Origin of the sequence: Burkholderia sp. Bp8963, from assembly GCF_003854275.1 — a bacterium.
In the GTDB taxonomy this organism is placed as follows: domain Bacteria; phylum Pseudomonadota; class Gammaproteobacteria; order Burkholderiales; family Burkholderiaceae; genus Burkholderia.
Genome location: NZ_QTQP01000040.1, coordinates 1 through 11,769, shown reverse-complemented (window position 1 = coordinate 11,769; position 11,769 = coordinate 1). Strand labels below are relative to the sequence as shown.

The following is an 11,769-nucleotide window of genomic DNA, read 5'->3' as shown; positions in this document are numbered from 1 at the left end:
ATCTAACGCCCTGACGAAGCGGCTCGCGGGATATCGCATTTCTGTGTGGCGACCGGGTCGGAACCGGCACGGCGCCGGACAGCCGATGGGGGAATTCTTGCGGAGCCGTATGTCGCGTGTATGCACGCGCGGCGCGCCGGGCCGGGATTGGCCGGCGCCAGCGCGATCGCGCCTAGGCGACCGCGTTGGCCGCGATGCAGCGCGAATAGTAGGCGAGGCTGCGCTCCGGGACGCGTTGCTGGGTGTTCGGGTCAACGTGAATCAGGCCGAATTTCTTCGTGAACCCGCTGCCCCACTCCCAACTGTCGAGGCCGGCCCAATAGAACACCCCGCCAAGCCGCACGCCTTACGGATCCAAAATCTAGGAAAATCAAAGCATTACACAAACCTCTCTAACATTTTGCGGAAATTTTGAGCAGCATCCGGCGCGGATCTCCGCCAGTCTTCCAACGCAAGTTAGACAGCGATTGCTTGCACCAACAGCCCGTCCGATGGATGACTGTGCACCACTATATGGAGAGCCAGTCCATGCGGGCGACTGAAGTTTTCACCCCTGGGCAAACGCCCACCGTTACCTTCGTTCGAGATCACCTCGAGCGCCGAGAACAGACGTTCAGGGATGCACGAGAGCAGCATTTGCTGATCACGATCTCGGGGCCCTCAAAGTCAGGCAAGACGGTTTTCGTCCGCAACGTAGTCGGTGCCGACAACCTCGTGTCCGTTACGGGCGCGGGTGTGCAATCGCCAGATCAACTCTGGCTGAAAGTATTTCACCAGATCGGCACTACTGTCCCAACGACGTCGTCGGCGGAAGCGAACAGTTCGACGTCTGGAACTGGCGGCGGCAAGGGACAACTCAAGCTTTTCGGTGCCAGCGTCGAACTGAACGGCAACGTCACACACGCGTCCGGCACAAAGTCCGTAGATACCATCGCGGCGGTCGCATATGATCACCTTACAGTTGCTGATCAAGGAGCTTGCCGGGACAGGCCTTGTCGTATTCATTGACGACTTTCACTACATCCCTCGCGACGTGCAGAAGCAAGTCGCCGAACAGATCAAGGAAGCGATCGACAAGGGCGTCGAAATAGTCGGTGCGTCGGTTCCGTATCATTCTGAGGACATGCTTCGCGCGAACCCCGACCTGCAAGGCCGATTCATAGCCATCGACTTCGACTATTGGGATACGCCGACGTTGACGCAGATCGCCGAGCGCGGATTCGCCGAGCTCGGCCTGAACGTCGACGCTGGACTCATGGCGGCATTCGCCGGCGAAGCCGCGGGGTCGCCGCAGCTCATGCAGTCGATATGTCTCAATGCGTGCTTTCAGCTCGACTCACGCGAAACTAGGCAGCCGCCGCTCAACGTGCCGGACGACAAGCAGTTTATCAAGGACGTCTGCAGCCGAACGTCCAGCACCGACTTCTCTAGCACCATGGAGAAACTGCGCGAAGGCCCGAAAACGGGTGGGACAGAGCGGTTGAACTACCGTCTGGCCGACGGGGATAACGGCGACGTATATACGATTGTGCTCCGCGCGCTTGCCGCAGATCCGCCACAGTTTCGATTTACGTACTCGCAGTTACTCGCGCGCATCGGCGATGTGTGCAAAACCACGACTCCATCAGGCTCAAGCACGTCAGGCGCTTGTTTGCACATCGCGCAGCTTGCGAACGACGGTCAGTCGAAGGTGTTGATCGAATGGGACAGCGACAATGAAGTCCTGAACATTCGAGATCCCTACATGCTTTTTTACATGCGCTGGTCAGACACCATTGTCAGATTGACCTGATCTGGTAGTGACTGACGGCCAGTCTGACAGGCCGGAACCGCGTTACCTCGACGCCGGTGGCAGTTCACTCCTCCGGGTCGGGTTGTTGCTGGGCCTGTTGTGCCTGCTGTGCAGCCGGCTGTAGACCAGGTCTGCGCTGTTGTGGGCAGGTCGATCGTAGCCCGTCGATATGTTCGTTGAGATTCGGCGGGATGCGCTGCCACATTGGATCGAGGATAAAGTCGATTCCCTCACGGCGCGCCTGTTTCGCTGCAGGAACAAAATCGGCATCACCTGCAATCAATACGATTTGGTCGACCTGCTTCTTGAACGCAAGTGACGACACGTCTACACCTATCCGCATGTCGACACCCTTCTGGCGAACGTCCACCGTCACGTCGTCGGGTGTAATGTCCTTCATCTCAATGCGCCCCGCCAGCAGCGCCGCGACCTTGTCCGGCTTAATGATCCATTGAGTGAATGCTGACAGATGGCCCAAGCGCAGTGCGACCTTGCGCTTGCCGCGAAGGTGCTCGTGCAACTCGAGTCGGAATGCTGCTTCATTCGACTTACCGAAGTCGACCGATTGCTTGCTGATCGGGTTGTGCATCTTCTTGTCGAGCGGCGGGCAATCGTAGAAGAAGATGCGGTACAGCTCGTGTCGTTGCTGACGAACTGGCTGACGATCAGGATCTGGAGCCTCGCCAGGATTTCGCCGCCCGGGTCGAGTCGGTGGTGTGAGGTGGGCGCATGCCCATCGGTGTGCGCATTCGGCAGCTCGCCGCGCGTTGTGCGCGTTCTGCGGCTCGATGGCGCGGAAGCGCTTGATGAAGAATGCGCCGTCGATAAGGATCGCAGTTGGCATCGTTGTCCCCGACTCTTGTCTATTTCTGACCCCAGAGCGCAAAAAAGCCCAAGGGTTCGGCGCGGCGCTGGATATGGTGCGTCGGCGTACTGCCAAGGGCTAGATGCAGCGAACTCTAGCAAACGTTACTTACGTATGCAACTATTTTCACCCCTTACTGATGATATCTGTTGAAACGGTAATGCTTTTTCGAGCCTGCATAACCAACGTGCATAAAACTGCACATCAAAATCGATCGATCCCCGCACAGCCCGCGCCGGCCGAGCTGGAGCGCCCACTGCATGTATGCAAAAAAACGCTCGTTTTTGCGGGCAGGTGGGGCGTGGGCACAACTGCGCGCGGGGTCGAGATCAGCAGCATCCTGACAGGGTCCGGCTCCATTAATGCCTCCCCAGCGCGTCAGGCGGCCCGCTACGGCCCTGCAGCAGGCTCGGCAGGTGCGCCGACGGCCAGCCCAACGGCCGCTCTGAGGCGCCCTATTCCGCCGCGCCCGCGCACGGACGCCAGACTCAAATAAACCGCCGGCACCGAAGTACCCGGCGGCTTCTCTCTGCCGGTTGCGCGGTCGGGCGTCAGCCCGTCGGCGTCTCGAAGTCCCTGAAGCGCACGACTTCTATCCCGAGCCAGTCGTTCACCTCGCGCAGGCTCGCCTTCAACGGTTCGATCTCGAGGCTGTTGCCGTCTTCAAATCGATCGACATCTCGAACCCGGCGTTCGGGCCGACGACGCTCCTCAATCCGCCAGCGACGACGGAGCAGAAAGGCGTAATCAAAATCGCGACGCAGGCCGAGGTCGACGCCGGAACCGACGACACGCGCGCATTGACGCCGAAGACCGCGGCGAACAGATACGCAGCGCTCACCGACGCCCGCTTCACCGGCCCCGTCAAGATCTCGAAGGGCTCTGGAAATATTGCAGTTCGCAGAATGCGATCTCGATCACACGTGGCAGCGGCTACTCGGTTGGCAATATGGCGCTCATGCAAAACGGCGGCCGCGTGTTAGTCGCGCCGGCCAAGGATCCCGCGTCGGTACTCGTCAACGTTGGCGGCCTGAGCGCGGCGGGCGCCTCGCCGGCCGGCGACAGCTCGAACAAGCTCATCACGTCCGCCTGGTTCGCGGCGGCATTGCTCAACGCTCAGATCGGCCAGATCGTATGGGAAGCGCGTACAGCGGCCCGGGTGGGCTACCTGAAGCTGAATGGTGCCGAACTGAAGCGCGTGGACTATCCCGTCCTCTGGGCCTATGCGCAGGCAAGCGGCACGATTGTGTCGGATGCCGATTGGCACAACGGCCGCACCGGCTGCTTCTCCACGGGCAACGGCAGCAATACGTTCCGTCTTCCCGACCTTCGAGGCGAGTTCATCCGCTGTTGGGATGACGGCCGCGGCCTCGACGGGCAGGCGATACGCGATGTCGCGACTCCGGAAGTCGCCTGCCCAGACCGGGATGTCCCAGTGAAAGAGAATCAGGTACGGCGTGAGGTTGTTCGCCAGCATGGTGCCGACCATGCGGTCGTAGGTCGACAGGCCCGTTTTGCTCACTGTTCCGGGGCCATCCGGTTGCACGCGAGGCCACGCGACCGAGAAGCGAAACGCCTGGATGTCGGCCTGCCCGAGAAGCGCCAGGTCGCCCGGATAGCGCTTTTCGAATTCGATGCACCGTGCGTTCGTGGAGCCGTCGGCGATCTTGCCGGGCTGGTCGGCAAACACGTCCCAATTGCTTTGCCCGCGGCCGTCGCGGCTTTCGGTCTGTGCCGCCGCCGTCGCGACGCCCCATACGAAACCGTCGGGGAAGGTCGGGAGCGATCCGCTCATGTCGCCGCCGCACGCGGACAGCAACCCGCTGCGGATCACGGCGGTGCTCTGACCAAAGAATCGCCGGCGATCGTTCGAGAATGGAATAGTCATGACTGTGTCACATGGAATGCGCGGGAAGCGGCCGCGAGCGCGAAAGCAGCGCCGAGGGCCACGCAGGTGGCGGACAGCCAGCCTGCCCGGAGAAACTTGAACATCGGGTGAATCCTTGTCGTTGCCTGTGTCACGCCGACCCGAAGGTTCCCAAGTCAGCGACGGCAGGGTTTAAACAAACATGTATGTTTGTTTCACGACGGGTGCGCTCTCGACGTGCAGGTGACGTTGCGGTTGTGCCATTCCTGAGCTGTTGGTCTCGAGGTTTCGAATGAGGCACAAAGAAAACCGGGTCCCGTGCAACACGGAACCCGGTTTTTCGGTCAGCGGAGTTCGACCACACACTGGTTTGCGGCGTGCGGCAGCCCGGCCCAGCCGGCCGCGCCGCTCGTCCTGGCGCACGCCGGATCGCCGGATCGCCCGATCGCCCGACCGCCCGATCAGCTAAGCAGCACGATGCCGCCCGGCAGCGTCGTCACATGGGCGCCGAACACGTCGCGCACCATCACGATCGCGTCGTCGAGCCGGCGCAGCGAGAATTGCGCCTGCACGCGCGCGTCGCCGAGCTGCGGATTGCGCAGCACGAGCTTGCCCGGCCGGTAGCGGTTGATCTCGTCGATCACGGCGGCAAGCGGCACGTCGTCGAACACGAGCACGCCCCGACGCCACGCGGTCACGCTCGCGGTATCGACGTTCGACGGCGCGTGCACTGCGCGATCGTCATAAACGACCTGCTGCCCGGCCGACAGCGTCGCCCGGCCGTGCGGATGCCGCAGCTCGACTGTGCCCGTCACGCACGTGACACAGCCGGCATCGCCGGACAGCCGCACATTGAACCCGGCCCGCCACGCACGCACCCGTCCGCTGGCGGCCACGACGTCGAACGGGCGGGCCGCCGCGCCTGGCGTGCCGGAGATGTCCGTCTGGATGTCGGCCTCGCCGGCCAGCAGCCGGATCCCGGCCGCAGGCGCCGCCGACGACAGCAGGTCGACCCGGGTTCGGGTATTCAGGTCGACGACGACGTCGTGCGCGAGCGTCAGCTTGCGCTGCTCGCCCGTTCCGGTGCGGTAGTCGGCCGCGAGATCGGCGACGGACGGCCACAGCGCGAGCGGCGGCCGCAACGCGAGCCAGCCGGCCGCGGCCGCCACCGCGCCGCCGACGAACAGGCGCCGGCCCATCTGCGCACGGCCGCCTGCGGCAAGCCGGCGGCCGGACTGCGCGGCCGCGCCGCGCGCCGGCGCCGCTTCGCGAAGCGCGGGCGCGAGGTTGCCCCACATACGGCCGAGCAGCTGCGCGGCCTCGCGATGACGCGGATCCTGTTCGCACCAATGCCGGAACGCCGCGGCGTCTTCGGGCGACGCCGAGCCCGAGCGCAGCCGGATCAGCCACGACTCCGCCTGTTCGTCGATCGCGTCCTGCCGCGAGCTTTCGGTGTTCGTCATCGAGAAAGTCATCAGAATTTGCGCCGCCCGCGCGTGCTGCCATCTTCCAGCGCCATCTGCTGCCGCAGGCCGTCGCGGCACGCGCGCAACGCATAGCGTAGCTCCTTTTCGACGAGGCTCTCCGAAATGCCGAAGCGCTCGGCGATCTCGCGATTGAGCAGCCCGTCGATCCGCGCGGCGACCAGAATCCCCCGCTGCCGGGACGGCAACGTGTCGAGCACCTGCTGCAGCGCGTCGACGTCGCGGCGCGCGGAGACGATCCGGTCGGGATCGGCCAGTTCGTCCCGCACCTCGAACAGCTCGTCGACCTCGCCCGCGCTCAGGTGCCGCTGCTCGCGCCGGTGCTGGTCGATCGCGACGTTCGCCGCCATCCGCAGCAGATACGCGTCGGCATTGGCGACCTGCGCCGGATCGTTCATCGTGTCGAGCCGCAGCCACGTCTCCTGCATCGCGTCGGCCGCGCCATCGCGCGAACCGACGATGAACTCGAGCCGGCGGCGCAGGTGCGCGTACTTCGCGACGAACAGCGAGCGCAAGCGGGTTCGCGCGTCTTCGGCCATCGCTAGCCTCCGTCCTGCGACGCGCAGCCCGGCACGACGCCACCCTGCGCCGGACGCAGCAGGATCGTCACCGGTTGCGGCATGCCGGGCGGCGGCGCGTCGAGTGCGAGCGACCGGATCGCACGCCCGATCGCGGCGTCGCGCGTCGCATCGCCGGTCGAACCCGCCGTGCGAAACGCGCTCACGTCGCCCGCCGGGCCGATGCGCAGTTGCACCGCCAGCCGGTACGCGCCGGGGCGCGTCCGCGGCGAGCGGCACAGTGCACCGATCAGCGCCGCCTGCATCGACGCGACGTACGGGCCGTAATCCGCGCCGCCGCGATGGATCCCGTCGATCGCCGACTCGGCGATCTCGAACGACAGCGGCGAGTCGGCAGTGATCGCCCCGGACGACGGGGACGGCACAGCCGGCGACGGCACGATCGCCGCCGCGCTCGACGACGGGAAGCGAGCCTCCAGCCCCGTGTTGCCGAGCAGACGCTGCAACGCGTCGCGCGGCGTGTAGACGCCGTGCACCGCGGTGCTCGTGTGCTGATCCAGCAGGCTGCTTTGCGCCATCACGGACAAGTTGCTTCTCTGGCTGAAGAGTTTGAGCGCCGCGGCAAGCGGCAGCACGGGAATATCGAAATCGACCGGGCCGCCGCCGTCGCCGCCCGCGGGAGCCGCGATCGACGTCGACGACGCCTGGGCCCGCACCGCTTCGGGCAACGCGACGGAAGCAAGGGCCGCCGCCAAGACCGCAATTGAAGCCCAGGTCCGGCTCATCGGATCGACAGGGAAAAGAGATCAGCCCGTCGCGCGCGACACCAGCGCCACGCGTGGAACGGATCACGCGATCGTAAAGGCGCCCGATGACATCGATATGACCTGACGCGAACATGACAAACCGCTTGTCGGCGCGACGGGTGGCGACTGATTGCGCTACTTCCCGGTATCCGTGCCGCAGGTATAGATCGCCGAATACTGATACATCGGCGCCGGATGCTGATCGACACCTTCAGTCACCGGAATGGCTGCGTTGAGCGTGACCGTACGCAACGTCGCGGGGCCGCCGCACGCGCGCACCGCGTTTTCCGCACACGGCGATTCGCCACGGCGCGCTGCCGTCACGCAGGCGACCTTCACCCGCCGGGCCCCCGCGCCGGCGTCAGCGGCATCGGCGCCACCCTCCGCTGCGCAGGCCGTCACGGCACCGGTCAGCAGCAGGCAAACGAATCGCAGCACGAAACCCGGACGCTGCCGCAACACGGCGTGCGCTGCCTTGCAGATACCTTCGACAACTGATTTCACGAATTCAACTCCTCAACGCTTCAATACCGCACGCCGAACCTCCGTCCGGCTCACGTTAACCAAGACGTATCGAGCGGCCGAATACCGCAAATCCGCAAATCCGCAAATTCGCATAACGGCAACCCCGCACCCGCACCAGCCGCTCACTGGCCGATCGGCATCGTGCGCACGTATTCGACGGGCGGCGTCCCGATCTGGACCGCGAACCGGATGCCGCGCGGCAGCGGCATCCCGAGCGACGTGATGTTGCTGATGCCGTGCTGCGCGAGAAACTTTGCGTACGTCTCTTCGACGACGGCCTGGCTGGCCGTCCACCCGCCCGGCGCGATCCATACCGACAGCTGCATCGCGCGCGCGTCGCGGCTCACGACCACGCTCGCGAACGCGTCCATGTGATGCAGCGCGTCCTCGAGCTCGGCGAGCGACGCAAGCGGCTGCGACGCGCTGCGCGTCAGCTCGCGCCCGTTCAGCGCGTAGCGCACCACCTGCACGTGCGTCGGCCCGCCGCCGACGCCGACATGCCGCACGAGCACCAGCTCGTTCGGACGCAGCCGCAGCGGCGGCCCGAACACCTCGTCGGCCGTCACGAGGTTCAGCAGATCGAACTGCAGTTGCGAGAAATAGCGGCCGAGCAGACGCGTTTGCGACAGCGTCGACGCGATCGTGTCCCGTCCGCGGATCGTCGCGTCGAGCCCGCGCCACGACAGCAGCGCGATCACCGCCAGCAGCGCGATCGCGACCAGCATCTCGATCAGCGTGAAGCCGCGCGCGCGCCGCGGCACGCGCGCTTCAGTGCCGCGCTTCATCCTGCACCACGGTAGTCATCTGCGCGAGCACCGTGCGGCTCGACGCGGACGGATAGACGCTGACCGTCACCTCGCGCACGAGCGGGCTCGGCAGCGCCGTCACCGACTGGCGACACACGAACCGGTACGGCCCCTGCGGACACGCGAACATGTCGCTGCCGACGGGCGGCCAGCCCGACGCGATGCGGATCGCGCCGAGCGCGTTGTCCGCGCTCCAGAGCGCGAGCAGCCGCATGCGCGCGGTGTCGGTATCGGACGCGAGCGAACCGATCGCGCGCATCACCGCGCCCAGCGCGACCGCGACGATCGCGAGCGCGACCAGCACCTCGATCAGCGTGAAGCCCGTTTGCGGCAGCGGCGTTGCGTGCGGCACGCGACGGACGCGGCTGGCGTCATGGTCTCTTCGGTCTGGTTGGAATGCTTGGTCTGCCTGGTCGCCGCACATGGCCCACGTCTGTCGATCGGTCGTCACGCATGCGCCCCCGTTGGTCACCCGTTCGCGGCACCACTGCGTCAGTCAGGTCTCGGATATCGATGCGCCGGCCCGCGTCGCGCGGCGTGGCGGCGGCCGGTGCGCATCCAAATTAAGCGACGCGCATGGCAGACGCGTGTCGAATGCTACGAACCATTTTGAGCATGCGCGCCGCCGCGGCACACGGTCGCGAGGCACCGACACGATGCGGTTGCGCACCGTATGACGGCCGACGCGAACCGGCTCGTCCGAAACAAGCCGTTGACAACGCCAGAGCAATGGTCAAAGATTCTCGACATGAACTATCGAACATTCGCTATCGCGCTGATTATTCCCGCCATTCTCAGAATGGTGGGTTAGTGCACATCTGCGCGCAATGACGATAACCCGCCGAGAGGCGGGTTTTTTTATTTCCGCCTCCGGTTACATCAAACGCGATCTGGAGAGGAAATCATTGTGCCTTCGTACCGAAACTCATTGGACACTTGCGCTCAACCCGTCGGGCGCGCCCTCACGCCAAGCGAGTACGTCAAAAATATCCTCACGGCACGCGTCTACGACGTTGCGTTCGAGACCGAACTCGAACTGGCGCGCAACCTGTCCACGCGGCTGCGCAACCCCGTTTACCTGAAACGCGAGGACAATCAGCCGGTGTTCTCGTTCAAGCTGCGCGGCGCGTACAACAAGATGGCGCACATTCCCGCTGATGCACTCGCACGTGGCGTGATCACCGCGTCGGCCGGCAACCACGCGCAGGGCGTCGCGTTCTCGGCCGCGCGAATGGGCGTGAAGGCGGTGATCGTCGTGCCGGTCACGACGCCGCAGGTGAAGGTTGACGCGGTGCGCGCACACGGTGGCCCGAACGCCGAGGTGATTCAGATCGGCGAATCGTACAGCGACGCGTACGCGCACGCGGTCAAGCTGCAGGAGGCGCGCGGCCTGACTTTCGTGCATCCGTTCGACGACCCGCATGTGATCGCCGGCCAAGGCACAGTCGCGATGGAGATCCTGCGTCAGCATCAGGGGCCGATTCACGCGATCTTCGTGCCGATCGGTGGCGGTAGCCTGGCTTCTGGCGTTGCAGCCTACGTGAAGGCCGTGCGCCCCGAGATCAAGGTGATTGGCGTGCAGACGGAAGACTCGTGCGCAATGGCGCAGTCGATGGATGCCGGCAAGCGCGTCGAGCTGACCGAGGTCGGCTTGTTCTCGGACGGCACTGCGGTGAAACTCGTCGGCGAGGAAACCTTCCGGCTATGCGCCGAATTGCTCGACGAGGTGATCACGGTCGATACCGATGCGCTGTGCGCGGCGATCAAGGATGTGTTCCAGGACACGCGGAGCGTACTCGAGCCAGCCGGCTCGCTGTCGGTCGCCGGCGCGAAGCGCTACGCGGAGCGCGAAGGAATCGAGAACCAGGCGCTGGTTGCGATTACATCGGGCGCAAACATCAACTTCGACCGGATGCGCTTCGTCGCGGAGCGCGCGGAGGTCGGCGAAGCGCGCGAAGCCGTGTTCGCGGTCACGATCCCCGAGGAGCGTGGCAGTTTCAAGCGCTTCTGTGCGCTGGTGGGTGATCGGAACGTGACCGAATTCAATTACCGGATCGCCGATGCGCAGTCTGCTCACATCTTCGTTGGCGTGCAGATCAAGCGGCGCGGCGAATCGGCGGAGATCGCCGCGAACTTCGAATCGCACGGCTTCCAGACCGTCGACCTGACCGGCGACGAGTTGTCGAAGCAGCATGTCCGTTATATGGTTGGCGGTCCTTCACCACTCGCTAACGATGAGCGCTTGTTCCGCTTCGAATTCCCGGAGCGCCCGGGCGCGCTGATGAAGTTCCTGTCGGCGATGGCGCCGGAATGGAACATCAGCCTGTTCCATTACCGGAATAAGGGCGCGGATTACGGCTCGATTCTCGTCGGCATTCAGGTACCGCCGGTGGACAACGTTGAATTCGACCGCTTCCTCGCGACGCTTGGTTATGCGTATGTCGAGGAAAGCGATAACCCTTCCTATCGTTTGTTTTTGTAGTGCCCCAGGGCATACGAACGGCGCGTCACACGGATCGGTCCAACCATGGGTTGGCCGGCCACTTGCAGCCGTGCTCAACGCCTGGCCGATCGCGACGCAAGTCGAAATTTACGCGTCTGCGATCGGCGACAGTTTTCCGGTCGCGACGGCCCGGTCGGGTCCATCCCTCGTCATACGTGTCGAGATTGTGCATTACACAATTACACTGTCGATTGCACAATTTGATTGTGAGTTCGACAATCCGTCTTGCGCCGCGCCTCCTTCTCGTTCCGGACGCCCCAGGGCGTTCTTCCATACGTATCGCTGGTCCCAGGACAGGTCCACGCGTCGGCGTTCTCAAGGTGCGAATTCGAGTAGATGCTCGCAGACGGCAACGACTTTGCACGCAACGTCGTCAGCCCAAAGGTCATTCCACTGAAAGGAGTTTTTGCGGCTCTTTTGAAATCTGAATGGGTTATGCGGTATGCGGGTTGATCGAAGTGAAGTCGAGCTTGCCAGCGATCAGGAACAGCACGGTGCGCATAGTTTCGAAGTTCGTGTAGCCGCGAGCACGTCGTTTGGCGGCCTGAAACAGGCCGTTGATGGCTTCCAGGAACCCGTTGGTCTGACGTGTCTGGGACCAGG

The 11,769-nt window shown here is 64.2% G+C and carries 14 protein-coding genes and 2 pseudogenes; 5 read left to right on the top strand and 11 right to left on the bottom strand.

The genetic code is table 11. The features are described from left to right. Nucleotides 1-172: 172 nt before the first annotated feature. On the bottom strand, nt 173-343 hold the full coding sequence (locus DID96_RS27370) for a family 1 glycosylhydrolase (protein WP_311767771.1): 171 nt from the start codon (nt 341-343) through the stop codon (nt 173-175). 185 nt (nt 344-528) lie between these two features. On the opposite strand from DID96_RS27370, the gene DID96_RS27365 reads away from it, so the two are divergent. Continuing rightward, nucleotides 529-1,008 (top strand): hypothetical protein, encoded by a 480-nt coding sequence (locus tag DID96_RS27365; RefSeq protein WP_124602366.1) that lies wholly within the window; start codon nt 529-531, stop codon nt 1,006-1,008. Further along, nucleotides 947-1,792, top strand: coding sequence for a hypothetical protein (locus tag DID96_RS27360; protein WP_124602365.1), 846 nt, complete (start codon nt 947-949; stop codon nt 1,790-1,792). Before DID96_RS27365 ends, DID96_RS27360 begins: the two co-directional genes overlap by 62 nt. Nucleotides 1,793-1,856: 64 nt before the next feature. On the opposite strand, the gene DID96_RS27355 is transcribed toward DID96_RS27360, so the two are convergent. Both DID96_RS27355 and DID96_RS39615 read right to left on the bottom strand, forming a co-directional pair. Further along, on the bottom strand, nt 1,857-2,636 hold the full coding sequence (locus tag DID96_RS27355; protein WP_124602364.1) for an NYN domain-containing protein: 780 nt from the start codon (nt 2,634-2,636) through the stop codon (nt 1,857-1,859). A gap of 652 nt (nt 2,637-3,288) precedes the next feature. Further along, nucleotides 3,289-3,498, bottom strand: coding sequence for a hypothetical protein (locus tag DID96_RS39615; RefSeq protein ID WP_185732373.1), 210 nt, complete (start codon nt 3,496-3,498; stop codon nt 3,289-3,291). Nucleotides 3,499-3,708: 210 nt separating this feature from the next. Between DID96_RS39615 and DID96_RS39100 the strand changes: the two are divergent. Then, nucleotides 3,709-4,026: pseudogene (locus DID96_RS39100) on the top strand (phage tail protein); the annotation flags it as partial. Between the two features lie 30 nt (nt 4,027-4,056). Here the strand turns inward: DID96_RS39100 and DID96_RS39095 are convergent. The 4 genes and pseudogenes from DID96_RS39095 to DID96_RS27330 all read right to left on the bottom strand — a co-directional run. Continuing rightward, a pseudogene (locus DID96_RS39095) lies at nt 4,057-4,452 on the bottom strand (family 1 glycosylhydrolase); the annotation flags it as partial. Nucleotides 4,453-4,985: 533 nt separating this feature from the next. Beyond that, a complete protein-coding gene (locus DID96_RS27340; protein WP_124602362.1) occupies nt 4,986-5,987 on the bottom strand; it encodes a DUF4880 domain-containing protein in 1,002 nt (333 codons plus the stop codon). An 11-nt stretch (nt 5,988-5,998) separates the two neighbouring features. After that, nucleotides 5,999-6,547, bottom strand: a complete 549-nt coding sequence (locus tag DID96_RS27335) for an RNA polymerase sigma factor (RefSeq protein WP_124602361.1) — start codon at nt 6,545-6,547, stop codon at nt 5,999-6,001. Nucleotides 6,548-6,549: 2 nt separating this feature from the next. Continuing rightward, on the bottom strand, nt 6,550-7,104 hold the full coding sequence (locus DID96_RS27330) for an STN domain-containing protein (RefSeq protein ID WP_124602360.1): 555 nt from the start codon (nt 7,102-7,104) through the stop codon (nt 6,550-6,552). A 10-nt stretch (nt 7,105-7,114) separates the two neighbouring features. Between DID96_RS27330 and DID96_RS27325 the strand changes: the two genes are divergently transcribed. Continuing rightward, nucleotides 7,115-7,417 carry a hypothetical protein gene (locus DID96_RS27325; RefSeq protein ID WP_124602359.1) on the top strand — a complete coding sequence of 101 codons (303 nt, stop codon included), beginning with the start codon at nt 7,115-7,117 and terminating at the stop codon, nt 7,415-7,417. 50 nt (nt 7,418-7,467) lie between these two features. On the opposite strand, the gene DID96_RS27320 is transcribed toward DID96_RS27325, so the two are convergent. The 3 genes from DID96_RS27320 to gspI all read right to left on the bottom strand — a co-directional run bounded on the left by DID96_RS27320 (nt 7,468) and on the right by gspI (nt 9,087). Beyond that, nucleotides 7,468-7,836 carry a hypothetical protein gene (locus DID96_RS27320; RefSeq protein ID WP_124602358.1) on the bottom strand — a complete coding sequence of 123 codons (369 nt, stop codon included), beginning with the start codon at nt 7,834-7,836 and terminating at the stop codon, nt 7,468-7,470. A gap of 143 nt (nt 7,837-7,979) precedes the next feature. Then, a complete protein-coding gene (locus DID96_RS27315; RefSeq protein WP_124602357.1) occupies nt 7,980-8,642 on the bottom strand; it encodes a type II secretion system protein J in 663 nt (220 codons plus the stop codon). Further along, nucleotides 8,626-9,087, bottom strand: a complete 462-nt coding sequence (gspI, locus tag DID96_RS27310; RefSeq protein ID WP_124602382.1) for a type II secretion system minor pseudopilin GspI — start codon at nt 9,085-9,087, stop codon at nt 8,626-8,628. The genes DID96_RS27315 and gspI overlap by 17 nt, the downstream gene beginning before the upstream one ends. A gap of 504 nt (nt 9,088-9,591) precedes the next feature. Between gspI and ilvA the strand changes: the two genes are divergently transcribed. Further along, a complete protein-coding gene (gene ilvA / locus DID96_RS27305; protein ID WP_124602356.1) occupies nt 9,592-11,145 on the top strand; it encodes a threonine ammonia-lyase, biosynthetic in 1,554 nt (517 codons plus the stop codon). Between the two features lie 454 nt (nt 11,146-11,599). Here ilvA and DID96_RS27300 read toward each other — a convergent pair. Beyond that, nucleotides 11,600-11,769: transposase (locus DID96_RS27300; RefSeq protein WP_148094503.1), on the bottom strand; the 170-nt coding region annotated here is incomplete at its 5' end.

What these genes read in the sequence shown, in the direction of transcription:
- gspI (WP_124602382.1), bottom strand. Translation starts at nt 9,087, where the DNA reads ATGTGCGGCGACCAGGCAGACCAAGCATTCCAACCAGACCGAAGAGAC.
- DID96_RS27355 (WP_124602364.1), bottom strand. Translation starts at nt 2,636, where the DNA reads ATGCCAACTGCGATCCTTATCGACGGCGCATTCTTCATCAAGCGCTTC.
- DID96_RS27365 (WP_124602366.1), top strand. Translation starts at nt 529, where the DNA reads ATGCGGGCGACTGAAGTTTTCACCCCTGGGCAAACGCCCACCGTTACC.
- DID96_RS27360 (WP_124602365.1), top strand. Translation starts at nt 947, where the DNA reads ATGATCACCTTACAGTTGCTGATCAAGGAGCTTGCCGGGACAGGCCTT.
- DID96_RS27335 (WP_124602361.1), bottom strand. Translation starts at nt 6,547, where the DNA reads ATGGCCGAAGACGCGCGAACCCGCTTGCGCTCGCTGTTCGTCGCGAAG.
- DID96_RS27315 (WP_124602357.1), bottom strand. Translation starts at nt 8,642, where the DNA reads ATGAAGCGCGGCACTGAAGCGCGCGTGCCGCGGCGCGCGCGCGGCTTC.
- DID96_RS27330 (WP_124602360.1), bottom strand. Translation starts at nt 7,104, where the DNA reads ATGGCGCAAAGCAGCCTGCTGGATCAGCACACGAGCACCGCGGTGCAC.
- DID96_RS27340 (WP_124602362.1), bottom strand. Translation starts at nt 5,987, where the DNA reads ATGACGAACACCGAAAGCTCGCGGCAGGACGCGATCGACGAACAGGCG.